The organism is Streptoverticillium olivoreticuli subsp. olivoreticuli (assembly GCF_003391135.1).
Lineage (GTDB): Bacteria > Actinomycetota > Actinomycetes > Streptomycetales > Streptomycetaceae > Streptomyces > Streptomyces blastmyceticus.
Genome location: NZ_CP031455.1, coordinates 5,604,081 through 5,628,960, shown reverse-complemented (window position 1 = coordinate 5,628,960; position 24,880 = coordinate 5,604,081). Strand labels below are relative to the sequence as shown.

The following is a 24,880-nucleotide window of genomic DNA, read 5'->3' as shown; positions in this document are numbered from 1 at the left end:
GGACCGCACCTCATGCGCGCTCTCCGCACCGCCGTCGCCCTGCTCGCCGCCCTGTCCCTCGCGGGCTGCGGGGCGAGCGTGTCGGATTCCCCGGCCGAGGACCCCAAGGGCAAGGCCTCCGGCCACTACCCCGTGACCGTGGAGAACTGCGGGGTGAGGACGACGTACGACAAGGCCCCGCAGCGGGTGGTCACCAATGACGTCGGCATAGCGGAGATCATGTTCGCGCTCGGCCTTGAGGACCACATGGCCGGTTACGTGGCGCCCGACTACAAGGGCGACCGCGAGTCGGTGCCGTGGGCGGACGGCTACAAGAAGGTGAAGTGGCTGTCCAAGAAGGAGATCACCAAGGAGATCGTCCTCGACGCCAGGGCCGACCTGGTCTTCGCGGGCTGGAACTACGGCTTCGGCGAGGGCAACGGCTTCACGCCCGCCGCCCTGAAGAAGCTGGGCATCGGCTCGTACGTCCTGACCGAGTCCTGCCACAACGGCACGGGCACCTCGCGCGGTGTGATGCCGCCGCTGGAGGCGCTCTACGCCGACCTGGAGACGCTCGGCAAGGTCTTCGACGTGGAGGACCGGGCGCGCGCGCTGACCGACCGCTTCAAGAAGCAGGTCGCCGACGCGCAGGCGCGGGTCCCGGCGGACGGCCCGAAGCCCAAGGTCTTCCTCTACGACAGCGGCCAGGACAAGCCCACCACCGCGGGCGCCTACGCGGGGCCGCACGACATCATCACCAAGGCCGGCGGCGACCACGTGATGAAGGACCTCAAGGACTCCTGGACGAGCGTCAGCTGGGAGACCGTCGTCGACCGCGACCCCGACGTCATCGTGATCAACAACTACGGGGACGTGTCCGCGGAGCAGAAGAAGAAGTTCCTGAAGTCCTACGGCCCGCTCGCGAACGTCTCCGCCGTCAAGAACGACCGCATCTTCGTCCTCGACTACGTCGACCTCGTCGAGAGCCCCCGCAACCCCGCGGCCATCGCGGCGCTCGCCGGCTTCCTCAAGGGGGTCCGCGGCGCCTGACGCTGCCTAGACTGGTGGCGTGGTGGACACCGACTGGCAGAGCAACCTCCGTAAGCGCGGCTACAGGCTGACGCCGCAGCGCCAGCTCGTCCTGGAGGCGGTCGACCGGCTGGAGCACGCGACCCCGGACGACATCCTCACCGAGGTCCGGCGCACGGCGGGCGGGGTCAACATCTCCACGGTCTACCGGACCCTGGAGCTGCTGGAGGAGCTGGGCCTGGTCAGCCACGCCCACCTCGGGCACGGCGCCCCCACCTACCACCTCGCCGACCGGCACCACCACATACACCTCGTCTGCCGCGACTGCACGACCGTGATCGAGGCCGACCTGTCGGTGGCCGAGCCGTTCACCGCGCGGCTGCGCGAGTCCTTCGGCTTCGACACCGACATGAAGCACTTCGCGATCTTCGGCCGGTGCGCCGACTGCTCCTCGAAGGCGACCGCCGCCGGGTCGTAGGCTTGTGCGCATGCTGCGTCATTCGAAAGCCAGCCCGCTGCTCTCGCTGCCCGGCGCCGTCGCCGCCGAGGCCCCCGACGAGGGTGTCGCCGCGCACTACGGCGACCTCTTCCGCGAGCAGCGCACGCTCGCCGGGGGGGCCGGTCTCGTCGACCTCTCGCACCGCGGCGTCGTCACCGTCACCGGGGCCGACCGGCTGAGCTGGCTGCACCTGCTCATCACCCAGCACGTGAGCGAGCTCCCGGCCGGGCAGGCCACGGAGGCGCTGGTCCTCTCCGCCAACGGCCACATCGAGCACGCGCTCTACCTCGTGGACGACGGGGAGACGACCTGGGCCCACGTCGAGCCCGGCACCCAGGACGGCCTGATCGCCTACCTGGAGAGCATGAAGTTCTTCTACCGCGTCGAGGTCGCCGACCGCACGGACGAATTCGCCGTGGTCCACCTCCCCGCGGGCTCGATCACCGAGGTCCCCGAGGGTGTGACGGTGCGCGAGACGGCGCACGGGCGCGATCTGTTCCTCCCGCGCGCACGCCTGGCGGAATTCGCCGCCGCGCACGGCCCGGCGGTGGGCGTGCTCGCCTACGAGGCGCTGCGCGTCGAGGGACACCGCCCCCGCGTGGGCCGGGAGACCGACCACCGCACCATCCCCCACGAGCTGGGCTGGATCGGCACGGCCGTCCACCTCCAGAAGGGCTGCTACCGCGGCCAGGAGACCGTCGCCCGCGTCCACAACCTGGGGAAACCGCCGCGCCGCCTGGTCTTCCTGCACCTCGACGGCAGCGAGGTCTCCCTCCCGGGCCACGGCACCCCGGTCCGCCTCGCGTCGGACGGCCCGGAGGGCCGCGCGCTGGGCTTCATCACCACGGCGGCCCGCCACCACGAGCTCGGCCCGATCGCGCTGGCCCTGGTGAAGCGGAACGTCGCGACCGACGCGCCGCTGCTCGTGGGCGAGGCGACGGCGGCGTCGCAGGAGGTCGTGGTGGCGCCGTAGCGCTTCGGCTGCGGGACGGGGTCCGGGGGCGAAGCCCCCGGCCCTACACCTCCACCAGCACCGTGAACGGGCCGTTGTTCGTCAGGGACACCTTCATGTCCGCCCCGAAGCGGCCCGTCTCCACGTGCGCCCCCAGCGCGCGGAGCTGCGAGACGACCGCATCCACGATCGGCTCGGCCAAGCCGCCAGGCGCCGCCGCGTTCCACGTGGGCCGCCGCCCCTTCCGCGCGTCACCGTAGAGAGTGAACTGGGAGATCACCAGCAACGGCGCCCCCACGTCCGAACAAGACTTCTCGTCCTCCAGGATCCGCAGCGACCACAGCTTGCGGGCGAGTTGCCCGGCCTTCTCCACCGTGTCCTCGTGCGTCACTCCGACGAGCACGCACAGGCCCTGTCCGATGATCTCGCCGACGGTCTCGCCGCCCACGACGACGCTCGCCCCGTCCACTCTCTGCACCACTGCACGCATACGGACCATGATGCCCTGCGTCCATCCAGGGCCGTTCGGGTGGAGAGACCCTGCGCCCGGGCATCACACAGTGGCACGATGCGTGCAGGCGGTGCCTCGTACGGGCAACGTGACCCGGACGCACGCCGCCCGAGGGGAACGGAAGCGCATGACCACACCCATTGAGGACGGTCCCATGCTCAAGACAGCGGACAGCCTGCACCCCAGGCCGCCGAGCCAGCGCACCGGACGGCTGGCGGACGTCCCCGCGCGGGAGCTGGGGGACCTGAGCCTGGCGGAGCTGCGCGTGCTGCGCAGGGACGCACAGCGGGACGAGGCGGATCTCAGCTACGTGCGGCGCCTGCTCCAGGGCCGCATCGACATCCTGCGCGCCGAGCTGGCGCGGCGCTCCGCCCCGGGCGCCCCGGTCATGGCCCGGCTCGTCGTGGAGCGCCTGTCGGAGATCCTCGCGGACGGACCCTCCACCCAGCGCTCCTCCGCCCGCCACGTGACGCTGGGGACCCCGCACAGCGAGGAGTCCCGGCGGCTGGTCGAGGACATGCTCGCCGAGGTGGAGCTCTCGGACCTGGGCGCCCGCACCGACCCCGAGCTGCTGAGCGGCATGCGCCGCCTGGAGGCGTACGAACGCCAGGTTTCGGTGCGCCGCCAGGGCCTGCAGCGCACGGCCGACGATTGCAGTGCCGAGATCGCCCGCAGGTACCGTGAAGGGGAAGCGCAAGTAGACGACCTCCTCTCGTGACCCACCGGGGGCGGTCCGCACCACCTCCCCCGGAAGGCCGACGATGACCTCCTCGACCCCTGACTCCCCCGCCACGGCCCCGGCCGGCATACCGCCGGTCCTCGCCGAGGTCGTACGTTCCGGCTTCGTCGAGGGCCACCACCGCGGTTCGCTGGTGGTGCTGGCGGCGGACGGCAGTGTCGAGCTGGCGCTGGGCGACACGTCCGCGCCCGTCTACCCGCGCTCCGCGAACAAGCCGATGCAGGCGGCCGCCGTGCTGCGGGCCGGCCTGGAGCTCTCCGGGGAGCGGCTGGCGCTGGCCGCGGCGAGTCACTCCGGAGAAACGTTCCACCGGGAGCTGGTGCGGACGATGCTCACGGAGTTCCGGATCTCCGAGGACGCCCTGCAGACCCCGCCGGACCTGCCCCTGGACCCGGTGGAGGCGGAGGCGTACCTCGCGGCCGGGCACGGCCGTGACCGCGTCACCATGAACTGCTCCGGCAAGCACACCGCCATGATCGCGGCGTGCGCGCTCAACGGCTGGGACACGGACTCCTACCTCGACGCCGACCACCCGCTCCAGCGGCTCGCCCTCCAGGTCGTCGAGGAGACGAGCGGCGAGAGCGTCACCCACGTCGGTACGGACGGCTGCGGCGCGCCCCTGATGGCGATCTCCCTCCTGGGCCTGGCCCGCGCCTTCCGCAGCTTCGTCCTGGCCGAGCCGGGCACGCCGGAGCGCCGGGTCGCGGACGCGATGCGCGCGCACCCGGAGTACGTCGCCGGTACGCGCCGCGCCGACACGTGGCTGATGCGAGAGGTGCCCGGAGCGCTGTCCAAGATGGGCGCCGAGGCGGTCCAGGCGGTGGCCCTCCCGGACGGCCGGGCCCTGGCCTTCAAGATCGACGACGGCGCGCTGCGGGCGACGGGGCCTGTGCTGGCCCGGGCGCTCTCCCTTCTGGGCGTGGACGTCCCGGCCGTGGCCCGCATGGCCGAGGCGCCGCTCCTCGGCGGGGCACGGCGGGTGGGCGAGATCCGCGCGACGTTCTGAGCGTTGCGCCTGCAAGGTGCGGGTTTGTTGCCGCCCGCAGGGCGCTCGGGGTCCGGGGGTTTCCCCCGGTTTCGGGAAGGGGCGGGGCTGGGGAAAAAGCCCACCGCAGGCGGCAACGGACCCGCACCCAAAAAACACATGCCCCCGCACCACCCACCCCCCTACCGTCCCCCCATGACGCCAGACATCCGCACCGTCACCGAAGCCGACCTCCCCGAATGGTCAAAGGCCCTGCGCACCGGCTTCCTCCGGCCCCCCACCCCCAGCAAGGAAGAGATCGAGTTCCGCACCCCGACCCACGCCACCCCACGGACGCAAGGCGCGTTCGACGGGGACCGCTGCGTCGCCACTTTCCGCAGCTTCACGCAGCGGCTCAGCCTCCCCGGCGGCGCGGACGTCACGACGGACGCGGTCAGCAATGTGGCGGTGTCCCCCACCCACCGCAGGCGCGGCCTGCTGAGCCGCATGATGGCGGACGATCTGCGCGCGGCCAAGGAGCGCGGGGACGCGGCGGCCACGCTGATCGCGGCGGAGTACCCGATCTACGGCCGCTACGGCTTCGGCCCGGCCGCCTGGGTGACGGAGTGGGAGGTCGAGGTGGCGCGCACGGGTCTCGACCGGCGCTACGGCGGCCCCGAGGACGGCGGCCGGGTCGACTTCGCGGACCCCGCCGAGGTCCGTGAGCACGGCCCGGGCCTGCACGAACGCATGCGCGCCGTACGGCACGGGGCCGTCGACCGCCCGGAGCGCTGGTGGCTGACGAAGACGGGCGCGCTCCCGAACGGCAACCCCTGGCAGGAGCCGTTCGCCGTCCTGTACCGCTCCCCGGACGGCACCGTCGACGGCCTCCTCGCGTACACCGCGGACGACACCTGGGAGACGAAGCTCCCCCACTGCTCGGCCACCGTCCTCGACCTCATAGCCGTCACCCCGGCCGCCGAACGGGCCCTGTGGCGCTTTCTGCTGTCGGTCGACTGGATCACCCGGGTCCGCACCGGGTTCCGCGCCCCCGACGACATCCTCCCGCTGCTGCTGCCCGACCCGCGCGCGGCGCGCGTCCTCTCCCACGCCGACTATCTGTGGGTGCGGCCCCTGGACGTACCGGCGCTGCTGGAGGCCCGTACGTACGCCTCGTCCGGCGCGCTCGTCCTGGAGGTGACCGACCCGGACGGCCTGGCGGGCGGGCGGTTCCTGCTGGACGCCGGGCCGGACGGCGCGCGCTGTACGCCCACCGGCCGGGCGGCGGATCTCACGCTGGCCGTGGGCGAGTTGGGCACGCTCGTCCTCGGTGACGAGTCGGCGGCGCGCCTCGCCGCGCTGGGGCGGATCGGTGAGGAGCGGGCGGGCGCGGTGGCAGTCGCGGACGCGCTGCTGCGCACGGCGCGCAGGCCCTGGTGCCCCGACACCTTCTGACGGCCCCGGGAAGACCGCACTTGACCTCAAGTGAGCTTGAGGTAGCAGGCTTCTTCTCAACAGCCCGCCGGACCCGCGCCGGCACGAACCAGGGGGGACCACCATGTCCGAGGACACCTACCGTCTTGCCGTCGTCATCGCCTCCACCCGTGAGGGCCGCTTCGCGACCACGGTCGCCAAGTGGTTCGCCGCGCAGGTCGCGGAGCGCGGCGACGTCGAGGTCGACGTCATCGACCTCGCCGAGCACCCGCTGCCGATGCACCTCTCCAAGGAGCCGAGTCCCGAGGACGCCGCGGTGCTGGCCGCGGTGACCCCGCGACTGGAGCGGGCCGACGCCTTCGTGGTCCTGACGCCGGAGTACAACCACAGCTACCCCGCGCCCCTCAAGAACCTCATCGACTGGCACTACACGCAGTGGCGCGCCAAGCCGGTCGCGTTCGTCTCGTACGGCGGGCTCTCCGGCGGTCTGCGCGCGGTCGAGCACCTGCGCCCCGTCTTCGCGGAGCTGCACGCGGTGACCATCCGCGAGGTGGTCAGCATCCACAGCCCCTGGGGCAAGTTCGACGAGGACGGCGGCCACCTGGACGAGACGGCCGGGAACGCGGCGGCCGGCGCGGCGAAGGTCATGCTCGACCAGCTCGCGTGGTGGGCGCTGTCCCTGCGCGAGGCCCGCGCGGCGCGCCCGTACGGCTCCTGACCTCTCCTGACGGGTGGGTCCGCGGAATCCGGCCTTCTCCCCGGGGCCGATCGTCCTCCCGGCCCCGGGTAGTTTGGCGAGGAGCCCGATCCACCAGGAGGAACGATGTCTTCCGAGCAGCGCCGCAGCCGCATTCTGTATGTCACCGACCTGGCCTACGAGGCCCGGGGGCGGCGGTACTGCGACGAGGACATCTTTCTCTCCTCCCGGCTGCGCGCGGAATTCGACATCGCGCTGTGCCACCCGCTGGACGCGGCCGCGCTGATGGCGGACTTCGACGCGGTCGTGGTCCGCAACAGCGGGCCGGTGCTGAACTACCAGGCCGAGTACGACGATTTCCGGGCGCTCGCGGAGAAGCAGGGCGTGCGGGTCTACAACCAGCTGTCCGGCAAGGCCGACATGGTCGGCAAGCGCTATCTCCTCGACCTGACCGCCGCGGGATATCCCGTCATACCGACCATCGACGACCCGCGGGACGTCGGCCGGCTGCCGGAAGCCGACGAATACGTGGTCAAGCCGAAGCTCGGCGCGGATTCCATAGGGCTGGAATTCGTCCCCCGGGACCGGCTCGCGGAACTCCCTTACGGCGACATCCTCGTGCAGCCGCGCATCCCCTTCGCCTACGAGGTGTCGTTCTACTTCGTCGACCGGTCCTTCCAGTACGCGCTGTACGCGCCCCGGCCCGAGCAGCGCTGGGCCCTGGAGACGTACGAGCCCACCGCCGCCGACCTCGCCTTCGCGCAGCGCTTCGTCGACTGGAACGACATCGAATACGGCATCCAGCGCGTGGACGCCTGCCGCGCTCCGGGCGGCGAACTCCTCCTGGTGGAACTGGAAGACCTCAATCCGTATCTGTCCCTGGACCTGCTGGAGCCCGCCGCCCGGGACGCCTTCGCCGAGAGCATGGCCGCGTCGGTCCACCGGCTGGTCGCCGACGGGCGCCCGTCGGCGGCCATCGGGTAATGTGAGCGGCTCAGGCAGTACGCGAATCGAGGAGGTGAGACCCATTACCGCTGTTCAGGTCGGGTGCTCTCCCCTCGTGGCCGTACGGTCCACCCCGCGCGGGTGAACCGCGAGAGCGCCCTTCGGCTTCCCGAAAGGCTCTCATGTCCGCTCTTGCGTCTCCCGTTTCCCCCTCCTCCGTCGTCACCCGGCTGCGCGCCGCAGGCTGCGTCTTCGCCGAGGACGAGGCACAGCTGATCCTCTCCACCGCGCCCACGCCGGACGACGTCGCCCGCATGGTCGAACAGCGGGTCGTCGGCCTGCCCCTGGAACACGTCCTGGGCTGGGCCGAGTTCTGCGGCCTGCGCATAGCCGTGGACCCTGGCGTCTTCGTGCCCCGGCGGCGCACGGAACACCTCGTCCGGCAGGCCGCCGCCCTGGCCACCGGCCCCTCCCCCGTGATCGTCGACCTGTGCTGCGGCTCCGGCGCGGTCGGCGCCGCGCTCCTCGCTGCGCTGCCCGGCGCGGAGTTGCACGCCGCCGACATCGACCCGGCCGCCGTGCGCTGTGCCCGCCGCAACATCGCGGCGGGCGGCCGCGTCCACGAGGGCGACCTCTACGCCCCGCTGCCCGCCGCGCTGCGGGGCCGCGTCGACGTCCTGGTGGCCAACGCGCCGTACGTCCCCACCGAGCAGATCGGACTGCTCCCGCCCGAAGCGCGCGTCCACGAGCCCCAAGTGGCTCTCGACGGCGGCTCCGACGGCCTCGACGTCCAGCGTCGCGTGGCCGCGGCGGCCCGCACCTGGCTCGCGCCCGGCGGCCACCTCCTGGTCGAGACCAGCGAGCGCCAATCCGCCGCCACGGCCGAGTGGTTCGCCCGGGCGGGCCTGATCCCCGAGGTGACCCACGACGAGGATCTCCACGCCACGGTGGTGACGGGCACGCTCCGGTGACCGCTCAGACCACCCACTCACCACCGCGCATCAGGTGCCGCCCCTGAAGCTCGTGCTCCTCGTGCCACGCCTGCACGGCCTCCGGGGTCACCCTGAAGTACGCGTACGGCTCGGCACTCCCGCGTGGATCCCACCCCGTGCGCCGCGCGAACGCGTCCGCCGCCGCGGCCGGCACCTCGGTCGCGGCGAAGGTCTCCACCGCGCCGTCGACGAGCACGACGTCCCGCGTATGCCCGAGCGCGAGCCGGGCGCGACCGCTGTCCCGGAGGTTGCGCCCGGTCGGGTTGGTGACGCGGGTGGAGAGCCAGAACGCCTCGCCGTCCCACACGAACCACAGCGGAACCAGACACGGCGCCCCGTCCGCACCGGCCGAGGCGACCCAGATGTCCAGCTCGCTCCCCCACCGCTCCAATACGTCGATCTTGCGCTGCCCCGGGCCGCGGGGCACTTCCCTGACCTTCATGTCCGGTGACGTTACCGACGCGTTCGCCATCGCGCCTCGGGCCTAGGTCGTAGGGAACGAGACCGATCCCCGGGTCGGGCCCGGGGGCTAACGCAGCCGCTCCGCCAGGAAGTCCTCCCAGGTCCGCTCGCCCACAGCGGCCCCTTCCAGTGACAGGTTCTCGCCCGCGCGGTACGCACGGCCCACCTTTCCCGGCATCCGGACCGGCAGCGTCAACCGGCTCCTGCCGCACGCCCGCAGATAGCCGCGGGTCAGCTCGGCCAGCTCGTACACCTTCGGGCCGGCCAGGTCGGGCACCAGGCCGGCCGGTTCGCCGAGGGCGAGTTCCACGAGCCGGGCCGCCACCTCGCGCGCGTCGACCGGCTGCCACCGGAGCCCGCCCGGGGCGGGCACCACCGGCATCTTCGCCATCTTCCCCGCCACGGTCAGGGCCAGGTCGTGGAACTGGGCGGCGCGCAGCGTGGTCCAGGGCAGGCCGGAGCCGGCCACGGCCTGTTCCGCGCCCAGCTTGGACCTGAAGTAGCCCAGCGGGATCCTGTCGGCCCCGATGACCGAGATGTACACCAGGTGCCGCACCCCGGCGCGCGAGGCGGCCCGCACCAGATTCCGGGTCGCCTCGTCGTCGCCCTTCGGACCGCCCGCGAGGTGCAGGACGGTCCCGGCCCCGGCCACCGCGTCCTCGATCCCCTCGCCCTTGAGGAGGTCGCCGGTCACGTACTCGATGCCGTCCGCGGACTCGCGGTCGTGCCGGCTGAGGACCCGCACGTCACGGCCGGCCGCCCGCAGCAGGGGCACGACATGGCCGCCCAGCGTGCCCGTACCGCCGGTGACCAGGATGGTCGACGTCATGGCTGCTCCAAAACTCGTTCGGTCCGGGGGACCGGCCCCCGGCGCCTTCGTTTTGCGGTTCTGCAGCTATGACTCCCGGCGGCGAAGGAATGTGACCGCTTTCCGGAAGGAAGATCACCGCACCGATTCGAGGGCGGCGCGCCACACCGGGCTGTCCACGTAGTGGTTGTCGAAGCGCTCGGAGGACTCCTTGATCTCCTGCGGGCTCGCCTCGCCGCGCATCACCCGGCCGAGCAGCCGGAGGTAGTCGAAGCGCGGCATGCCGGGGGTGAAGACGAACAGCACGTCGGCCTCGGCCCCGGGAGCCGCCGCGAAGGCGTGCGGGGTGTGCGGCGGTACGAGCAGGAGGTCGCCCTCGCCCAGGGTCTTGACCTCGTCGTCGACGAGCACCCGGAGGGAGCCGCCGATGACGAAGAAGAGCTCCGAGGCCCGGGTGTGGAAGTGGGCCGGGGCACCCACCGCCCCCTCGGCGAAGTGCGAGCGGTAGCTGGTGAGCGGGCTGCCGTCGGTGCCGCAGTCGGCGAGCAGGGTCATGACGCTGCTCGGGTCGCTGGTGGTCTCGGCGTCGGCGGCCCGGGTCAGAAGCGGCTTGAGTGCGGTGGCGTCCATGGTGGTGTCCCTCGTCCCGATCTGTGGCCGCGGTCTTCCGCCGCGGCTTCATGATCATGACTCTAGACGGCCAATAGCCCAGCGACCTGGTGCAATTCCTCACCATGATCGTGGGCCAATTGGCTCATCGGCCGCGCTCAGCGCGACTCGTCCCGGACGGGCCGCCGGGCCAGTGCGGTGTCGGCGGCGTCGAGGATGTTGCGGAAGGTGCCGGTGATGATCGGCCGCGCGACGCGCCGGGTGAGGAAGGCGCCGAGCAGCGGGACGGGGATCTCGGCGCGGGTCGTCCAGCGGACCCGGGTGCCGCCGTCGACCTCGGTGAACGTCATACGGCCGAGCTCGTGCCGGGACGGCGGCAGGCTGCGCTCGACGACGTACTCGGTGGCGTACGGCGCGTCGTAGTGGGTGATGCGCTCCCGGAACAAGCCGATCAGCCAGAGGTGATCGCGCACCGCGCCGACGCCGTAGGGCGCGCCCTCGCCGCGCCGGGTCAGCCGGCAGCGCAGCACCAGGGGCGAGCGCGTGTAGTTGGTGGTCGTGGTGAGCCAGGCGAACACCTCGTCGATCGGGGCGTGGACGGTGCGCTCGACGGTCATGGTTTCCATGGCTGGTGTTCTCCTCTGTCGAGTGGGAGCACCGTGTCGGCACGGTGCAGTTTGTCCGGGTTGCGAATGCCGTAGAGGCCGGTGATCCGCCCGTCGTGGATCTCGAACGCGACCAGCCAGTCGAGTTGGCCGTCGGTGACGAACCGCGCCGCGGGCATGCCGTTGCAGGTGGCGTGCTCGACGTGGGTCGTCGCCACGGTGGCGCGGATCACCCGGAGGACGAACCGGGCGACGTCGTCGCGGCCGGTGATCGGGTGGCGGGCGGCGACCACCTTCCCCCCGCCGTCGGAGATCTGCACGACGTCGGGCGCCAACAGCTCCATCAGCTCCCGGACTTCACCGGTGGCCGCCGCGAGCAGGAACCGCCGGACGATCTCCCGGCCGGCGGCGGAGTCGGGCTCGAAGCGGCGCCGCCGCGCGTGGACGTGCCGGCGCGCGCGGTGGGCGATCTGCCGGACGGTGACCTCGGTCTTCCCGACCGAGGCGGCGATCTCGCCGTGGGTGTAGCCGAACACGTCGTGCAGCACGAACACCGCGCGCTCGGTCGGGTTCAGCGTCTCCAGGACGAGCATCATGGCCATCGACACCGACTCGGCCAGGATCGCGTCCTCGCTCACCTCGGGCGCGGTGCGGATCGGCTCGGGCAGCCACGTACCGACGTACTCCTCGCGCCGCGCCTTGACCGCGCGCAGGTGGTTGAGCGCCTGCCGGGTCACCACACGGACCAGATAGGCGCGCGGATGCTCCACCGCGGCCGGATCGACCGCGCTCCACCGCAGATAGCTCTCCTGCAGCACGTCCTCGGCGTCGGCCGCGCTGCCCAGCATCTCGTAGGCGATGGTGAACAACAGCGGCCGGTGCTCACTGAAGGCGTCATCGGCCATTCCCGCTCCCCACTCGCACAGTCGCCACATCCGGCTCCTCTCCTCGGCCGCCCATCGAGACACGCCGCACCGGCGAACCGTGACAGGTCGTCAGTGTGATTCGCTTCACAGCGCGGTGGGGCGGGCGCCCGACTGCCCGCAGGGCGGTGTGATTGGCTACGCCGCATGGGTCTCAGGCGAGCGTTCCCCAGGTGCACGTGCGTGCAGCCGAACCGTCTCGACGGGGCGTCATCGGAGGCGGTGCCGCCCTTCGACCCCGAACTGGGCGTCGCGCTGGCGGCCTTGGGCCCGGAGTCGAGGGAGCCGGTCACCCCGGAGAATCTCCGGGCCCGGCAGGAGCGGGATGCCGCGGGCCGGCCCAGGCCGACGGCCGAGGATCTGCGCGCCGACGGCCGGTTCGAGGTGACGGAGCTCCGCGTGCCGGGACCGCCGGGCGGACCGGACGTCACGCTCGTGAGCGCCCGGCCCGCCGGGCTCACCGGGCCGCTGCCTCTGCTGTATTACCTGCACGGAGGCGCCATGATCATGGGCAACGCGTGGTCCGTGCTCCCGCGGATCCTCCGCGAGTGGGCCCTCCCTCTGGAGATGGCCGTCATCTCCGTCGAGTACCGGCTGGCGCCGGGGGCGCGGTACCCGGGACCGCTGGAGGACTGCTACGCCGGACTCGTCTGGGCGGCCGGGCACGCGGCCGAACTGGACATCGACCCCGGCCGCATCGTCATCGGAGGGAAGAGCGCCGGCGGCGGGCTCGCCGCGGCCCTCGCCCTGCTGACCCGTGACCGCGGCGGTCCCGGGCCGCTGGGGCAACTGCTGCTGTGCCCGATGCTCGACGACCGCGACAGCACCTTCTCCAGTCACCAGATGTCGGGCCGCGGCATATGGGACCTCACCTCCAACGAGACCGCGTGGAAGGCACTGCTGGGCGACCGCTACGGCGCCGCGGACCTGCCGCCCTACGCGGCCCCCGCCCGCGCCACGGACCTCTCCGGACTCCCCCCGGCCTATATCGAGGTCGGGTCGGCCGAGATGTTCCGGGACGAGGACGTGGCCTACGCGAACGCGATCTGGCAGGCCGGCGGCCAGGCCGAACTGCACGTATGGCCCGGCGCGTACCACGGCTTCGACGGCCTGGCGCCGAAGGCGGCCCTCAGCCGGGACGCGCGCGATGCCCGCACCCGCTGGCTGCGGCGCCTCCTCGCACAGTCCGGTACGAGGAGGCGGCCCGTCGGGTGAGGGCGGCTACGACAACGGGTGATCAGGACTGCACGGTCGCCTGCTCCATGGAGCTGATCGCGTCGTTGATGTTGCTCTCGTACAGGCCCAGCTTCGGGTTGAGCACCCGCGCGTTGGAGCCGACCGGGAAGTTGAGCGTCTCGGCGTTGGGCATGTCGCCGTGGGCCAGGACGTTCAGCTCGGCGCCCTGAGGGAGCGTGGCCCCGGCCTTGCCGGTGGGGTCGAGGTCGATGACCGCGTAGGCGGCCTGTCCGGCGTGGAGCGGGTACGCGGGCGCACCGCCGAGGCCGCCGGGGATCAGGGGCTTGATGTCGTGGCTGTGGTCCGCTGCGTTCGGGTCGCCGATGCTGACCAGCGGGTGGTAGGAGAGGCCGCAGGCGTTCCTACCGAGGTTGCGCACCTCGATCACCCGCTGGCTGGAGTCCTCCGAGTGCCGGATCACCTGCACCGACAGCTGGTTGGAGGTGCAGGCGTGGGAGTAGGCGTAGCTGTCGGTGTCGGTGTTGCCGGACGCCGCCGAGGACGTGCCGGCGCTGCCGATGACCGCGATGGAGCCGAGGGCCAGGGCTGCGCAGGAGAACAGGGTGCGGGTACGGGTCATGGACATGGGTATTCCTCCGTCGAGTGGGTGGAGTGGTTCGCACAGGGCCAGGAATCCGTTCGGATCCGGGGCGGACCCCGGCTGGCCAGGCCAACTTTGGGCCCTTTTTCGTCCCAGTCGCCCTTCCTGCCGGGAAGTGGGAACCATGGAACGGTTCCACCCCCTCTCACCTGGGGAAACTGCCGGGCCTGGAACGGCGTTCCGGGACGAGGGTGAGGGTGGGGATGGGTACGGAGACCGAGCGGTTCGCGGAGCTGATGCGTGAACTGAAGGAACGTTCCGGGCGGAGTTACGGCACCCTCGCCAAGCGGCTGCACTCCAGCAACTCGACCCTGCACCGCTACTGCAACGGCCAGACGGTGCCCACGGACTACGCGCCCGTGGAGCGGTTCGCCAGGGTCTGCGGCGCGTCCGCCGACGAGCTGGTGGCCCTGCACCGGCAGTGGATCGTGGCCCTGGCCGAACGCCGCCGGGAGTCGGCGGGCGGAGGTGCGCCCGCCGGAAGACCGGCCCGTACGGAGACTCCGCGCGAGGGCGCGGCCGACGCGGTCACGGACGAAGCCGCGCCCGTCCCGGCTCCCGTCCCCCCGGCGGTCACGGCAGACGCACTTGAACCCCCCGTGGCCCTGCCGGATGTAACGGAGAATCAGGAGAGCTCGGCTTCGGCTTCGGCTTCGGCGCCGGAGGCGGACCCCGCCCGCATACCCACCCGGTCCGGCGGCCGGCGCCGTCGGCTGGTCGCGCTCGCGGCGGGCGTCGCCGTGGCCATGGCGGCCGGCACGACCGTGGCCGTGGCGGCGCTCGGCGGTGGCGCGCACACCACCGAGCCGTCCGGCGCACGGCACGCGGCGGCTTCGGCGAAGGCGCAGTCGGCGAAGGCGCAGCAGCCCCTCTCGGCGGACGCGGCCGCCGACGCCATCGCCCCGCACTCGCCGTCGCCCTCGGGCGCCCCCCGCACCTCCGCGCCCCCCGGCGCCACACCCTCCTCGGCCACCGAGCAGGACGGCGCCCCCGGCGACTCCTCCGGCGCCCCGCCGACCGGTCCCGCCGCCGTTCCCTTCACCGTCAGCGTCATGACCAACAACTGGGGCAGCCCCTGCGGCCAGTGGTTCGCCCTGGACCAGGAGCCGGGCAAGGTCCCGCCGCCCCCGGCCCGGGGCGCCACCGACGGCTGGGCGTCCGCGCTGCACGCCGTGCCCGCCGGGAACCTGCGGATGGAGGTGACCGTGCAGGGCACCGGCAACACCCCCGTGGTCCTGCACGGTCTGTACGTCCACGTGGTCGACAGCGGCAAGGCGCCCGCGCGGAACGGCTACACCATGGGCGCGGGCTGCGGCGGCGAGCTGGCGCCCGCCTCGTTCGCCATCGACCTCGACGACGCCTCGCCACGCCCCCGGCCGGTCCCCGGCAAGGAGGGCGAGCGGCCGACGTCGACCACCGACTTCCCCTACAAGGTGTCCGCCACCGACCCCCAGGTGCTCGACATCGACGCCTCCACGCTCGGCCATGACGTCCGCTGGAAGCTGGAACTGGCCTGGAGCAGCGGCGGCCGCCAGCAGATCACGACCATCGACGACCACGGCCGCCCGTTCCGCACCACGGCGCTCAGCAACGACCACCGCTACTGGTACAACGCGGCCGGCCCCAACGCCTGGGTCCCGGCAACATCCTGATGTCCCGTCTATCCGTGATCCGGACGGGGCTCGGCGGTGCCGCCTGAGGCCGGTCCGGGTTTCGTGTAGAGGACCTCGCGGGCCTGCTCCGCGGCGCGGGTGATGCTCTCGGAGACGAAGTCGAGGAAGCGGGCGATGTTCTCGAGGCGGGCGGCGGCCGGGGTGTCGGGTCCGAGGATGCCGACGCCCTGCCGTGCGATCCCGACGAGCTGGGCGGTGGACCGGGCGCTGGCCATCATCGACTGGTACCAGACGTCGTCGTCGACGACGTAGCGCTCGCGGCGGCGCTCGTCGCGTTCCCGGCGGACGAGGCCCTGGCTTTCGAGGAACGCGACCGCCTTGGAGATGGACGCCGGGCTGACCTGAAGGCGCTGGACGAGTTCGGACGCGGTGAGGCTGCCGGCGTCGGTGAGGGTGAGGCAGGCCAGCACCCGGGCCATCATCTTGGGCACGCCCGAGGCCATGAGGATGACGGTGAAGGTCTCCTCGTATTCGCGCACGGCCTCGGCGTCGCGTCCGTAGGCCTGCGGGGGCGCCTCCGCCCCCCGGGGCGCGGCCTGCCTGCGCCGGTGGGCGCGGCGTTCGGTGGCGCGGTGGGCCAGGTCGGCGCGGTAGGCGGTGGGGCCGCCGTTGCGCATGACCTCGCGCGTGATGGTCGAGGTCGGGCGGTCGAGACGTCTGGCGATCTCCGCGTAGGCGAGGCCGTCGGCCAGCCCCAGCGCGATCTGCTGACGTTCCTGCTGGGTGAGCCTGCCTCCCGGCATCGCGGTCTCCTTCGCTCTCCTTGGTGCCTCCAGCATAGCGTTCACCCGCAATTCATTGCAACGAACAGGCGCCTTTCATTGCATTGAATTCAAGATCATTGCAACGATTTCCAAGCTCTGACCTGCATATATGCCAATTTTGCGCAACGAACTCATTGAATGATCCTCGAACGCAACGTAGCTTTTCCCTCATCGGAAACAACAACGCACCGAAGGAAAACACGATGCAGAAGTTCGACACCTCCGCCCCCGTCTCCGCCGTCCTCGACATCCCCGCCGGACGCATCCGGTTCATCGCCGCCGACCGGGCCGACACCACGGTCGAGGTCCTGCCCGCGAACGCCTCGAAGAGCCGCGACGTGAAGGCGGCGGAGCAGACCACGGTCGAATACGCCGACGGCGTCCTGCGGATCGAGACCTCCCAGGAGAAGAACCGGATCCTCGGCCCCTCCGGGTCGGTCGAGGTGACGGTCCAGCTGCCCGCCGGCTCCCGCGTCGAGGCGAAGGCGGCCCTCGCCGAGTTCCGGGGCGTCGGACGGCTCGGCGACGTCGCCTTCGAGGGCGCGCAGGGCACGGTCAAGCTCGACGAGACCGCGGGCGCCCGCCTCACCCTCCTCGCCGGCGACATCTCGGTCGGCCGCCTGGGCGGCCCCGCGGAGATCAGCACCCAGAAGGGCGACCTCCACATCGCCGAGGCCATGGGCGGCACGGTCGTGCTGCGCACCGAGTCCGGCGACGTGTCGGTCGGCGCCGCCCGCGGAGTCTCCGCCTCCCTGGACGCCGGCACCGGCTACGGCCGGATCCACAACGCGCTCCAGAACACCGACGGCGCCGCCGCCCGGCTCGACATCCACGCGACCACCGCCTACGGCGACATCACCGCCCGCAGCATCTGACCCGCAGCCCCTGAGGAGCACTCATCATGACCGACTTGGCCATCGCGGCGAACGGGCTGCGCAAGTCCTACGGCGACAAGGTCGTGCTCGACGGCGTCGACCTGACCGTCCCCGAAGGAACGATCTTCTCGCTGCTCGGCCCGAACGGCGCCGGCAAGACCACCGCCGTCAAGATCCTCTCCACCCTCGTCTCCCCCGACCCGGGCACCGGTGACATCCACATCGGCGGCCACGACCTGGCCACTGCCCCCCAGGCAGTGCGTGCCGCAATCGGTGTGACCGGGCAGTTCTCGGCCGTCGACGGGCTGATCACCGGCGAGGAGAACATGCTCCTCATGGCGGACCTGCACCACCTCTCCAAGCGGGAAGGACGGCGGGTCGCCGCCGAACTGCTGGAACGCTTCGACCTCGTGGAAGCGGCGAAGAAGCCCGCCTCCACCTACTCCGGCGGCATGAAACGCCGCCTCGACATCGCCATGACGCTGGTCGGCAGCCCGCGGATCATCTTCCTCGACGAACCCACCACCGGCCTCGACCCACGCTCCCGCCACAACATGTGGCAGATCATCCGCCAACTGGTCACCGGCGGCGTCACCGTCTTCCTCACCACCCAGTACCTGGACGAAGCCGACGAACTCGCCGACCGCATCGCCGTACTCAACAACGGCAAGATCGCCGCCCAAGGCACCGCGGAAGAACTCAAACGGCTCATCCCCGGCGGACACGTCCGCCTCCGCTTCACCGACCCGGCCGCCTACCAGTCCGCCGCCCTCACCCTGCGCGAAGCCACCCGCGACGACGAAGCACTCGCACTGCAACTCCCCAGCGACGGCAGCCAGCGCGAACTGCGCTCCATCCTCGACTGGCTCGACTCCACCCACATCGAAGCCGACGAACTCACCGTGCACACCCCCGACCTCGACGACGTGTTCTTCGCCCTGACCGGCGGCACCGACAAGCCCAAGGAGACCGTCCGATGAGCTCTCTGGCCCTCGCCGTGCGCGACTCCTCCACCATGCTGCGCCGCAACCTCCTGCACGCCCGCCGCTACCCCTCCCTCACCCTCAACCTCCTGCTCACCCCGATCATCCTGCTCCTGCTCTTCGTCTACATCTTCGGCAACACAATGAGCGCGGGCATCGGCGGCGGCGGCCGCTCCGCATACATCGCGTATCTCGTCCCGGGCCTCCTGCTGATGACCATCGGCAGCACCACGATCGGCACCGCGGTCTCCGTCTCCAACGACATGACCGAAGGCATCATCGCCCGCTTCCGCACCATGGCGATCCACCGCGGATCCGTACTCATCGGACACGTCATCGGCAGCGTCCTGCAATCCATCGCCAGCGTGGTCCTCGTCGGAGCCGTCGCCGTCGCCATCGGCTTCCGCTCCAAGGACGCAGGCGTCCTTGAGTGGGTCGCGGCGTTCGGACTGCTCGTGCTCTTCGCCCTGGCACTCACCTGGATAGCGGTCGGCATGGGCCTGATCAGCCCGAACGCCGAGGCGGCCAGCAACAACGCACTGCCGATGATCCTGCTGCCGCTCCTGTCCAGCGCCTTCGTCCCGGTCGACTCCATGCCGGGCTGGTTCCGGCCGATCGCCGAGTACCAGCCGTTCACGCCCGCCATCGAAACCCTGCGCGGGCTGCTGCTCGGCACCGACATCGGCAACAACGGATGGCTCGCCGTCGCCTGGTGCCTGGGCCTGACCGTGCTCGGCTACTTCTGGTCGACCTCGAAGTTCAACAGCGACCCGAAGTAACCGCCATGACAGCGCGGACCACCGGAGCCCATACTTTTGCAAGCAGGTCGCTTGCAAAAGTTAGCAACGTGGGGCAGCATCGAGCGCATGGGATCACTCAACGTCGGCAATCTCGGTGAGTACCTGCGGGAGCAGCGGCGCAACGCGCAGCTCACGCTGCGGCAGCTCGCCGATGCCGCGGGGGTGTCCAATCCGTATCTCAGCCAGATCGAGCGCGGCCTGCGCAAGCCGAGTGCCGAGATCCTCCAGCAGCTCGCGAGGGCGCTGCGGATCTCCGCCGAGACCTTGTACGTACAGGCCGGGATTCTCGACGAGCGGGACCGGGACGAGGCGGAGGTCCGCAGTGTGATCCTCGCCGACCCTTCGATCAACGAGCAGCAGAAGCAGGTGCTGCTCCAGATCTACGAGTCCTTCCGTAAGGAGAACGGGCTCGCGACGGACGACGACAGCAAATCTTCTAGCTGACCGGGAGACCATCGCCATGGCCACCACCCAGGACCTCCGCAAGGCCGCCACCGACACCGCGTACGCCGCGGCGGGCCTCGCCGACTTCACCGCCGAGAAGCTCGGGCAGGCCGTCGCCGAGGCGCCCGAGCGGTTCGAGCAGCTGCGCAACACCGACCCCAAGGCCCTTCAGGAGAAGGTGACCCAGCGGGCCAAGGAGACGCAGGCGACGGTGACCGCGAAGTTCACCGAGATCGTCAGCACCTTCGACAGCGACGCGAAGAAGCTCGGCCAGTCCGCACAGGACCTGCTGCTCCAGGGCGTCGGCCAGGCCGTGGGCTACGCGGCGAAGGCCGGCGAGCAGTACGAGAAGTTCGCCGAGCGCGGCCGGGTCGCCGTGAAGACCTGGCGCGGCGAGGCCGCCGAGGAGGTCGCGGACATCGCCGTGGCCATCGAGCCGGACAGCGAGGCCAAGCCCGCGGACGGGACCGGGCCGGAGGACGGGGCCGACGCGCAGGGCGACGACGCCAAGCCCGCCGCCGCGCGGAAGCCGGCCGGCCGCAAGGCCGCGGCGCCCAAGAAGACGGACGCCAAGTCCGAGGACCAGTAAGCAGGCGGGGCCGGGGAGCGGCCCGGGGCGTGTGTCACGTGCCCGGACCGTTCTCCCGGTACCGTGGCGGGCGCAAGCGCCCGTAACGGAACGACCTTGAGGTGAGCCACGTGTTGGTTGACGGGTTCGGCAGCGCCATCGGCTGGCTCGCGGAGTGGCTGCCCAGGGTGCTGTGCCTGTTCGCGCTCGCGGCGGTCGTCGACGCCGCGACCACCCGCGAGGACGCCTTCCGCGCGACCGACAAGCAGACGAAGCGCTTCTGGATCACCGTCATGGCCCTGGCGGCGCTCGTCTCGGGGCTGCCGTCGGCGCGCTATCTGGGCGGCGGATGGGCCGCCCTGGCGGGGATCTTCGGCGGCCTCGGCTTCCTCCTGATCCTCGCCGCGCTCATCGCCACCATCGTCTACTACGTGGAAGTGCGGGCCACGCTCAAGCGGATCAACGGCCGCCGGAGCTGGCCGAAGCGGCGGGGGCCGGGCCGGGGGTTCTGACCGGCCGGCGTCGGCTAGCCCCGGTCCAGCAGGAGCACCGCCAGGTCGTCCGTCAACTCGCCGCCGTTCAGCGCGCGCACCTCCGTCACCGCCGCGTCGAGCAGCTCCTCGCCGCTCAGGCCCTCCTTGACCTGACGGGTGACCAGCTCGACGATGCCCTCCTGGCCGAGGCGCTGCGTACCCGCCCCGATCCTGCCCTCGATCAGGCCGTCGGTGTACATCATCAGGCTCCAGCGGCCGCCCAGTTCGATCTGCCTGCGCGGCCAGCGGGCGCGCCGGAGCAGCCCGAGCGCCGGGCCGCCGCTGTCCTGCGGCAGCAGGCTCGGGGCCTGTCCGGGGCGTACGAGCAGGGGCGCCGGGTGGCCCGCCAGGCTCAGGCCCGCGCGGCGCCCGTCGGGCGATATGTCGACGGCACACAGCGTCGCGAACGTCTCCTCGTCCGCGCGCTCGTGCTCCAGCACCTGCTGGAGGGTGGAGAGCAGCTCGTCGCCGCACAGCCCGGCGAGCGTCAAGGCCCGCCACGCTATGCGGAGTTCGACGCCGAGCGCGGCCTCGTCCGGGCCGTGGCCGCTGACGTCGCCGATCATCGCGTGCACGGTGCCGTCGGGCGTCCGTACGGTGTCGTAGAAGTCGCCGCCGAGCAGGGCGCGGCTGCGGCCCGGCCGGTAGCGGGCGGCGAAGCGCAGGTCCGAGCCGGCCAGCAGCGGGGTCGGCAGCAGGCCGCGCTCCAGCCGGGCGTTCTCCTGGGCGCGCAGCCGGGACTCGGTGAGCTGGCGCTGGGCGAGGTCCGCGCGCTTGCGCTCGACGGCATAGCGGATGGCGCGGCTGAGCACCCGCCCGTCGAGCTCGTCGCGGAAGAGGTAGTCCTGCGCCCCCACGCGTACGGCCTCGGCGGCGCGCTCGGCGTCGGTCTCCGCGGTGAGCGCGAGGACGGCGTGCCGGGGCGCGAGGCGCAGCACCTGGCGCAGGGTGTCCAGCTCGTCCCGGGCCTCCGCCGGGTGCGGCTCGCCGCCGCCGGCGCAGCCGACAGTGACGCAGGCCGGTTCGCAGACCCGGTCGGGGGCGGGGAGGGCGAGGTCGAGAAGGATGCAGTGCACGTCGTCGGTGAGCAGCCGCTCGGCCTCGGTGAGGTTGCGGGCGGTACGGATCCGGACGGGCTTGCCCGCCGGGCCCGACATCTCGGCCATCTCGGGCATGGACAGCGAGCCGCCGGGGTCGCTCTCGATCACCAGCAGGGTCAGCCCGGCGTCGAGCGGGGGCGCCTCCGCGGGCCTCGGCGCGGGTACGGACATGGTGACGGCTTCCTTCCGTTCCCCCCGGGAACACGGCACCCCCCGATCGGTGGGCGCCGAACGCGACCCTAGCGGCCGACACGTTCGAACGGAATGGAACGGAGCCACTCGCCGCTGTCATATGCGCTTGCCCGGGCGGCATTTGGCGCGTGAGGGGAGAAACACGCAATGAGAAACATCACCCCAGGGAGTGGCCCGGGTCACACCGGTCATATGTGCGGCTTTCGCCTGCGGCGGGCTTTCCCCATGGGTGCGCGAATCCAGCCCGTCCGGCGATTGAGGACGCGCCCGCAGGGCGCTCCGCCGCAGGCGCAACGGACCGGCAGCCGGGGGTCTGGGGCACGGGCCCCGGTTTCGGGAAGGGGCGGGGTGGGGGAAAGCCCGCCGCAGGCGGCAACGGACCCGCACCCAAGAGCCGTCACCCCGGCCGCACGACCCCAAGAATCGGCATCGACCCCGCCCCCGCCAGAGTCACCTGCCGCCCCGGCCGCGGCGCATGCACAATCGTGCCGTCCCCCACGTACATCCCCACATGGCTCGCGTCCGCGAAGTAGATGATCAGGTCCCCCGGCCGCATGTCCTTGACGTCGACCTTGGGGAGCTGGCGCCACTGCTCCTGCGAGGTCCGCGGGATGGCCCGCCCGGCCGCGGACCACGACTTGAGCGTCAGCCCGGAGCAGTCGTAGGTGTCCGGCCCCTCCGCGCCCCACACGTAGTTCTTGCCTATCTGGGCCGTCGCGAAGGCGACCGCCCGCTTGCCCTCGTCGGTCGCCGCGGCCCCGGAGTCCTGGAGGGCCTCCTTGACGGTGACGCCCTTGGCCGGCTCGGAGGCGAGCCACTTCTGCTGCTCCTGGCGGGCGCGGTCCTCCTCCAGTTTCCGCAGGCGCTCCTTCTCCTTCTCCTCCAGCCGTGACTCCAGCTCCTTGGCCGCGGCCAGCTTCGCCTCGATCTCCTTCTTCGCCGACTCCTTCTTCCGGCGCTCGCCGTCCAGCGCCTTCCAGCGCTCGCTCGCGGCCTTGGCGTAGCCGTCGAGGGCCTTCTGCGTGGCGGCGACCTGCGCGATCACGCCCCGGGTCGCCGCCTCGCCCTTGTGGGCGAGCGCGATCCCGTCGAGGAAGGTCTGCGGGGAGGCGGAGAGGAAGAGCCGGGCCTGGGGCGGCATGCTGCCGTCGCGGTACTGGGCGCGGGCCAGGGCGCCCGCCTGGTCCTTGAGCCGGTTCATCCGCTCCTGCGCGGCGGCCGCGGACCGGGCGAGGTCGGCGATCGACTTCTCCTGGAGGCGCTGTTCCTCACCGGCCGCGTTGTACGCGTCCGTGGCGGCCTCCGCCTGCCGGTAGAGGCCCTCCACCTCCTTGTGGACGTCCTCCAGGCTGCGCGGCGGGGGCTTCGGGTCCGCGTACGCCGCACTGGACAGCACCGTCACCCCCGCCACGGCCGCCACACAGACCAGGGCGGTCGTCGCGATCAGGCGACCGCCGCCCGGTGTCCCCGTATCCCCGTCCCCGCCGCTCGCACCCCTGCCGTGCCACCTCACAGGCCACCTCCGCGGCTTCCGCCCTCAGGTCTGACATGCCGTCACGCGAGAAACGGATGCTGCCACGGCCGCCCGCAAACGGACAGAGATCTGCGTCACACTGTGGAGAATCAAGCCGTGCGCCCGGCTACCACCCTGACCGGTGAGGTTCACCCTCCGTTCACTCTCACCCTTCGACCGCTTCACCTGTTCTGCCTAATTTCGGTCGTAGAGGGTGCGGGGTCCCGGAAATCCGGGGCCGCGGCGAACGGCCGGACCGCACCACCACCTCTCGCACGCCGCCCCAGCGGCGGCTCCCGGAAGGAACTCCCGAAAAGTGAAGCTTCAGCGCAAGAACCGGCTCCGCGCCGTCGCCTTCGGCGCCATCGCCGTCTCCGGCGCCCTGGTCCTCACGGCGTGCGGTTCTGACAACAACAGCGGCAGCGACACCGGCAGCGGTGGCGCCACCAAGGCCGCCGGCAACATCAAGTGCGACGGCAAGGGCCAGCTGCTGGCCTCGGGCTCGTCCGCGCAGAAGAACGCCATGGACCTCTGGGTCAAGAACTTCATGGCGGCCTGCAAGGACATCCAGATCAACTACAAGCCCACCGGCTCCGGCGCGGGCATCCAGGAGTTCCTCCAGGGCAAGACCGCCTTCGCGGGCTCCGACTCGGCCCTGAAGCCGGAGGAGGTCGCCAAGTCCAAGGACGTCGTCAAGGGCGGCCAGGGCATCAACCTCCCGATGGTCGGCGGCCCCATCGCGATCGGCTACCACCTCTCGGGCGTGGACAACCTGGTCCTGGACGCGGACACCCTCGCCAAGATCTTCGACGGCAAGATCGAGAAGTGGGACGACCCGGCGATCGCCAAGCTCAACAAGGACGCCAAGCTCCCCGGCACCAAGATCCAGGCGTTCCACCGCTCGGACGAGTCCGGCACCACGGACAACTTCACGAAGTACCTCAAGGCCACCGCCGACAAGTCGTGGCCCTACGCGCCCGCCAAGGCCTGGGCCGCCAAGGGCGGTCAGTCCGCGGACGGCTCCGCCGGTGTCTCCTCGCAGGTCAAGCAGACCGAGGGCGCCATCTCGTACTTCGAGCTGTCCTACGCCACCGCCAACTCGATCAAGACGGTGAAGCTCAACACCGGCGCCGCCGCCCCGGTCGAGGCCACCTCGGACAACGCCTCCAAGGCCATCGCCGAGGCGAAGATCACCGGCACCGGCCAGGACCTCGCCCTGAAGCTCAACTACAACACCAAGGCCGAGGGCGCCTACCCGATCACCCTGGTGACGTACGAGATCGTCGGGGACAAGGGCAACAAGGCCGACACCCTGGCCGCCACCAAGTCCTTCCTGACCTACATCGCAAGCGAGGACGGCCAGTCCGTCCTCAAGGGCCTCGGCTACGCCCCGCTGCCCGCCGAGATCGCGAAGAAGGTCCGCGAGAACGTCGCGACCATCTCGTAACCC

Annotated in this window: 28 protein-coding genes; 18 read left to right on the top strand and 10 right to left on the bottom strand. The window is 71.6% G+C overall.

The window, feature by feature from the left end:
- Nucleotides 1–12: 12 nt before the first annotated feature.
- The 3 genes from DXZ73_RS24910 to DXZ73_RS24900 are packed head-to-tail and all read left to right on the top strand — an operon-like array spanning nt 13 to nt 2,480.
- Nucleotides 13–1,029, top strand: a complete 1,017-nt coding sequence (locus DXZ73_RS24910) for an ABC transporter substrate-binding protein (protein WP_116213284.1) — start codon at nt 13–15, stop codon at nt 1,027–1,029.
- 19 nt (nt 1,030–1,048) lie between these two features.
- Nucleotides 1,049–1,486: a Fur family transcriptional regulator gene (locus tag DXZ73_RS24905; protein ID WP_116213283.1), complete on the top strand. Its 438-nt coding sequence runs from the start codon at nt 1,049–1,051 to the stop codon at nt 1,484–1,486.
- 10 nt (nt 1,487–1,496) lie between these two features.
- Nucleotides 1,497–2,480: a YgfZ/GcvT domain-containing protein gene (locus DXZ73_RS24900; RefSeq protein ID WP_116213282.1), complete on the top strand. Its 984-nt coding sequence runs from the start codon at nt 1,497–1,499 to the stop codon at nt 2,478–2,480.
- A 43-nt stretch (nt 2,481–2,523) separates the two neighbouring features.
- Here the strand turns inward: DXZ73_RS24900 and dtd are convergent, their stop codons facing one another.
- Nucleotides 2,524–2,949: a D-aminoacyl-tRNA deacylase gene (gene dtd, locus DXZ73_RS24895; protein WP_116215831.1), complete on the bottom strand. Its 426-nt coding sequence runs from the start codon at nt 2,947–2,949 to the stop codon at nt 2,524–2,526.
- A gap of 148 nt (nt 2,950–3,097) precedes the next feature.
- Between dtd and DXZ73_RS24890 the strand changes: the two genes are divergently transcribed.
- From DXZ73_RS24890 to DXZ73_RS24865, 6 genes are all read left to right on the top strand, one after another.
- Nucleotides 3,098–3,688 (top strand): hypothetical protein, encoded by a 591-nt coding sequence (locus DXZ73_RS24890; RefSeq protein ID WP_240351479.1) that lies wholly within the window; start codon nt 3,098–3,100, stop codon nt 3,686–3,688.
- 43 nt (nt 3,689–3,731) lie between these two features.
- Nucleotides 3,732–4,715 carry an asparaginase gene (locus tag DXZ73_RS24885; RefSeq protein WP_116213280.1) on the top strand — a complete coding sequence of 328 codons (984 nt, stop codon included), beginning with the start codon at nt 3,732–3,734 and terminating at the stop codon, nt 4,713–4,715.
- Between the two features lie 174 nt (nt 4,716–4,889).
- The gene (locus DXZ73_RS24880; RefSeq protein WP_116213279.1) at nt 4,890–6,128 is read left to right on the top strand and encodes a GNAT family N-acetyltransferase; all 1,239 of its coding nucleotides are present in this window, start codon (nt 4,890–4,892) and stop codon (nt 6,126–6,128) included.
- Nucleotides 6,129–6,231: 103 nt separating this feature from the next.
- Nucleotides 6,232–6,825: an NADPH-dependent FMN reductase gene (locus tag DXZ73_RS24875; RefSeq protein WP_116213278.1), complete on the top strand. Its 594-nt coding sequence runs from the start codon at nt 6,232–6,234 to the stop codon at nt 6,823–6,825.
- A gap of 105 nt (nt 6,826–6,930) precedes the next feature.
- Nucleotides 6,931–7,788 (top strand): hypothetical protein, encoded by an 858-nt coding sequence (locus DXZ73_RS24870; protein WP_116213277.1) that lies wholly within the window; start codon nt 6,931–6,933, stop codon nt 7,786–7,788.
- Nucleotides 7,789–7,931: 143 nt separating this feature from the next.
- Nucleotides 7,932–8,720: a putative protein N(5)-glutamine methyltransferase gene (locus tag DXZ73_RS24865; RefSeq protein WP_116213276.1), complete on the top strand. Its 789-nt coding sequence runs from the start codon at nt 7,932–7,934 to the stop codon at nt 8,718–8,720.
- Nucleotides 8,721–8,724: 4 nt separating this feature from the next.
- On the opposite strand, the gene DXZ73_RS24860 is transcribed toward DXZ73_RS24865, so the two are convergent.
- The 5 genes from DXZ73_RS24860 to DXZ73_RS24840 all read right to left on the bottom strand — a co-directional run bounded on the left by DXZ73_RS24860 (nt 8,725) and on the right by DXZ73_RS24840 (nt 12,130).
- Nucleotides 8,725–9,183 (bottom strand): pyridoxamine 5'-phosphate oxidase family protein, encoded by a 459-nt coding sequence (locus DXZ73_RS24860; RefSeq protein WP_116213275.1) that lies wholly within the window; start codon nt 9,181–9,183, stop codon nt 8,725–8,727.
- A gap of 87 nt (nt 9,184–9,270) precedes the next feature.
- A complete protein-coding gene (locus DXZ73_RS24855; protein ID WP_116213274.1) occupies nt 9,271–10,032 on the bottom strand; it encodes an SDR family oxidoreductase in 762 nt (253 codons plus the stop codon).
- 114 nt (nt 10,033–10,146) lie between these two features.
- On the bottom strand, nt 10,147–10,641 hold the full coding sequence (locus DXZ73_RS24850; RefSeq protein WP_116213273.1) for a cupin domain-containing protein: 495 nt from the start codon (nt 10,639–10,641) through the stop codon (nt 10,147–10,149).
- 137 nt (nt 10,642–10,778) lie between these two features.
- Complete coding sequence (locus DXZ73_RS24845) at nt 10,779–11,246, bottom strand: SRPBCC family protein (RefSeq protein WP_116213272.1); 468 nt, start codon at nt 11,244–11,246, stop codon at nt 10,779–10,781.
- Nucleotides 11,234–12,130, bottom strand: coding sequence for an RNA polymerase sigma-70 factor (locus tag DXZ73_RS24840; RefSeq protein WP_116213271.1), 897 nt, complete (start codon nt 12,128–12,130; stop codon nt 11,234–11,236). Before DXZ73_RS24840 ends, DXZ73_RS24845 begins: the two co-directional genes overlap by 13 nt.
- A gap of 201 nt (nt 12,131–12,331) precedes the next feature.
- Between DXZ73_RS24840 and DXZ73_RS24835 the strand changes: the two genes are divergently transcribed.
- Nucleotides 12,332–13,363, top strand: coding sequence for an alpha/beta hydrolase (locus tag DXZ73_RS24835; RefSeq protein ID WP_240351478.1), 1,032 nt, complete (start codon nt 12,332–12,334; stop codon nt 13,361–13,363).
- 22 nt (nt 13,364–13,385) lie between these two features.
- Here DXZ73_RS24835 and DXZ73_RS24830 read toward each other — a convergent pair whose 3' ends face one another.
- Nucleotides 13,386–13,970, bottom strand: a complete 585-nt coding sequence (locus DXZ73_RS24830) for a DUF4232 domain-containing protein (RefSeq protein ID WP_162890316.1) — start codon at nt 13,968–13,970, stop codon at nt 13,386–13,388.
- Nucleotides 13,971–14,188: 218 nt separating this feature from the next.
- Between DXZ73_RS24830 and DXZ73_RS24825 the strand changes: the two genes are divergently transcribed.
- Nucleotides 14,189–15,637, top strand: coding sequence for a helix-turn-helix domain-containing protein (locus DXZ73_RS24825; RefSeq protein WP_116213268.1), 1,449 nt, complete (start codon nt 14,189–14,191; stop codon nt 15,635–15,637).
- A gap of 8 nt (nt 15,638–15,645) precedes the next feature.
- Here DXZ73_RS24825 and DXZ73_RS24820 read toward each other — a convergent pair whose 3' ends face one another.
- Nucleotides 15,646–16,401 (bottom strand): GbsR/MarR family transcriptional regulator, encoded by a 756-nt coding sequence (locus tag DXZ73_RS24820; RefSeq protein WP_116213267.1) that lies wholly within the window; start codon nt 16,399–16,401, stop codon nt 15,646–15,648.
- A 224-nt stretch (nt 16,402–16,625) separates the two neighbouring features.
- On the opposite strand from DXZ73_RS24820, the gene DXZ73_RS24815 reads away from it, so the two are divergent.
- The 6 genes from DXZ73_RS24815 to DXZ73_RS24790 all read left to right on the top strand — a co-directional run bounded on the left by DXZ73_RS24815 (nt 16,626) and on the right by DXZ73_RS24790 (nt 20,604).
- A complete protein-coding gene (locus DXZ73_RS24815) occupies nt 16,626–17,297 on the top strand; it encodes a DUF4097 family beta strand repeat-containing protein (RefSeq protein ID WP_116213266.1) in 672 nt (223 codons plus the stop codon).
- A 26-nt stretch (nt 17,298–17,323) separates the two neighbouring features.
- Nucleotides 17,324–18,277, top strand: a complete 954-nt coding sequence (locus tag DXZ73_RS24810; protein WP_116213265.1) for an ATP-binding cassette domain-containing protein — start codon at nt 17,324–17,326, stop codon at nt 18,275–18,277.
- Entirely contained in the window at nt 18,274–19,059 is a 786-nt protein-coding gene (locus tag DXZ73_RS24805; protein WP_116213264.1) for an ABC transporter permease, read from the top strand. Before DXZ73_RS24810 ends, DXZ73_RS24805 begins: the two co-directional genes overlap by 4 nt.
- A gap of 87 nt (nt 19,060–19,146) precedes the next feature.
- A complete protein-coding gene (locus DXZ73_RS24800) occupies nt 19,147–19,524 on the top strand; it encodes a helix-turn-helix domain-containing protein (RefSeq protein WP_116213263.1) in 378 nt (125 codons plus the stop codon).
- Between the two features lie 16 nt (nt 19,525–19,540).
- A complete protein-coding gene (locus DXZ73_RS24795) occupies nt 19,541–20,113 on the top strand; it encodes a hypothetical protein (RefSeq protein ID WP_116213262.1) in 573 nt (190 codons plus the stop codon).
- A gap of 110 nt (nt 20,114–20,223) precedes the next feature.
- The gene (locus DXZ73_RS24790; RefSeq protein ID WP_116215830.1) at nt 20,224–20,604 is read left to right on the top strand and encodes a DUF2516 family protein; all 381 of its coding nucleotides are present in this window, start codon (nt 20,224–20,226) and stop codon (nt 20,602–20,604) included.
- A 14-nt stretch (nt 20,605–20,618) separates the two neighbouring features.
- On the opposite strand, the gene DXZ73_RS24785 is transcribed toward DXZ73_RS24790, so the two are convergent.
- Together DXZ73_RS24785 and DXZ73_RS24780 are read right to left on the bottom strand one after the other, a co-directional pair.
- The gene (locus DXZ73_RS24785; RefSeq protein ID WP_116213261.1) at nt 20,619–21,896 is read right to left on the bottom strand and encodes a response regulator; all 1,278 of its coding nucleotides are present in this window, start codon (nt 21,894–21,896) and stop codon (nt 20,619–20,621) included.
- Nucleotides 21,897–22,314: 418 nt separating this feature from the next.
- Nucleotides 22,315–23,430 (bottom strand): NlpC/P60 family protein, encoded by a 1,116-nt coding sequence (locus tag DXZ73_RS24780; protein ID WP_116213260.1) that lies wholly within the window; start codon nt 23,428–23,430, stop codon nt 22,315–22,317.
- 316 nt (nt 23,431–23,746) lie between these two features.
- Here DXZ73_RS24780 and pstS point away from each other — a divergent pair, with 316 nt between their 5' ends.
- Nucleotides 23,747–24,877: a phosphate ABC transporter substrate-binding protein PstS gene (gene pstS, locus DXZ73_RS24775; protein WP_116213259.1), complete on the top strand. Its 1,131-nt coding sequence runs from the start codon at nt 23,747–23,749 to the stop codon at nt 24,875–24,877.
- The last annotated feature ends 3 nt before the right edge of the window (nt 24,878–24,880 follow it).

What these genes read in the sequence shown, in the direction of transcription:
- DXZ73_RS24805 (WP_116213264.1), top strand. Translation starts at nt 18,274, where the DNA reads ATGAGCTCTCTGGCCCTCGCCGTGCGCGACTCCTCCACCATGCTGCGC.
- dtd (WP_116215831.1), bottom strand. Translation starts at nt 2,949, where the DNA reads ATGCGTGCAGTGGTGCAGAGAGTGGACGGGGCGAGCGTCGTCGTGGGC.
- DXZ73_RS24900 (WP_116213282.1), top strand. Translation starts at nt 1,497, where the DNA reads ATGCTGCGTCATTCGAAAGCCAGCCCGCTGCTCTCGCTGCCCGGCGCC.
- DXZ73_RS24825 (WP_116213268.1), top strand. Translation starts at nt 14,189, where the DNA reads ATGGGTACGGAGACCGAGCGGTTCGCGGAGCTGATGCGTGAACTGAAG.
- DXZ73_RS24890 (WP_240351479.1), top strand. Translation starts at nt 3,098, where the DNA reads ATGACCACACCCATTGAGGACGGTCCCATGCTCAAGACAGCGGACAGC.
- DXZ73_RS24840 (WP_116213271.1), bottom strand. Translation starts at nt 12,130, where the DNA reads ATGGCCGATGACGCCTTCAGTGAGCACCGGCCGCTGTTGTTCACCATC.
- DXZ73_RS24860 (WP_116213275.1), bottom strand. Translation starts at nt 9,183, where the DNA reads ATGAAGGTCAGGGAAGTGCCCCGCGGCCCGGGGCAGCGCAAGATCGAC.
- DXZ73_RS24820 (WP_116213267.1), bottom strand. Translation starts at nt 16,401, where the DNA reads ATGCCGGGAGGCAGGCTCACCCAGCAGGAACGTCAGCAGATCGCGCTG.
- DXZ73_RS24875 (WP_116213278.1), top strand. Translation starts at nt 6,232, where the DNA reads ATGTCCGAGGACACCTACCGTCTTGCCGTCGTCATCGCCTCCACCCGT.
- DXZ73_RS24870 (WP_116213277.1), top strand. Translation starts at nt 6,931, where the DNA reads ATGTCTTCCGAGCAGCGCCGCAGCCGCATTCTGTATGTCACCGACCTG.
- DXZ73_RS24785 (WP_116213261.1), bottom strand. Translation starts at nt 21,896, where the DNA reads ATGTCCGTACCCGCGCCGAGGCCCGCGGAGGCGCCCCCGCTCGACGCC.
- DXZ73_RS24795 (WP_116213262.1), top strand. Translation starts at nt 19,541, where the DNA reads ATGGCCACCACCCAGGACCTCCGCAAGGCCGCCACCGACACCGCGTAC.
- DXZ73_RS24880 (WP_116213279.1), top strand. Translation starts at nt 4,890, where the DNA reads ATGACGCCAGACATCCGCACCGTCACCGAAGCCGACCTCCCCGAATGG.
- DXZ73_RS24910 (WP_116213284.1), top strand. Translation starts at nt 13, where the DNA reads ATGCGCGCTCTCCGCACCGCCGTCGCCCTGCTCGCCGCCCTGTCCCTC.
- DXZ73_RS24845 (WP_116213272.1), bottom strand. Translation starts at nt 11,246, where the DNA reads ATGGAAACCATGACCGTCGAGCGCACCGTCCACGCCCCGATCGACGAG.
- DXZ73_RS24830 (WP_162890316.1), bottom strand. Translation starts at nt 13,970, where the DNA reads ATGTCCATGACCCGTACCCGCACCCTGTTCTCCTGCGCAGCCCTGGCC.
- DXZ73_RS24800 (WP_116213263.1), top strand. Translation starts at nt 19,147, where the DNA reads ATGGGATCACTCAACGTCGGCAATCTCGGTGAGTACCTGCGGGAGCAG.
- DXZ73_RS24855 (WP_116213274.1), bottom strand. Translation starts at nt 10,032, where the DNA reads ATGACGTCGACCATCCTGGTCACCGGCGGTACGGGCACGCTGGGCGGC.
- DXZ73_RS24850 (WP_116213273.1), bottom strand. Translation starts at nt 10,641, where the DNA reads ATGGACGCCACCGCACTCAAGCCGCTTCTGACCCGGGCCGCCGACGCC.
- DXZ73_RS24815 (WP_116213266.1), top strand. Translation starts at nt 16,626, where the DNA reads ATGCAGAAGTTCGACACCTCCGCCCCCGTCTCCGCCGTCCTCGACATC.
- DXZ73_RS24885 (WP_116213280.1), top strand. Translation starts at nt 3,732, where the DNA reads ATGACCTCCTCGACCCCTGACTCCCCCGCCACGGCCCCGGCCGGCATA.
- DXZ73_RS24865 (WP_116213276.1), top strand. Translation starts at nt 7,932, where the DNA reads ATGTCCGCTCTTGCGTCTCCCGTTTCCCCCTCCTCCGTCGTCACCCGG.
- DXZ73_RS24810 (WP_116213265.1), top strand. Translation starts at nt 17,324, where the DNA reads ATGACCGACTTGGCCATCGCGGCGAACGGGCTGCGCAAGTCCTACGGC.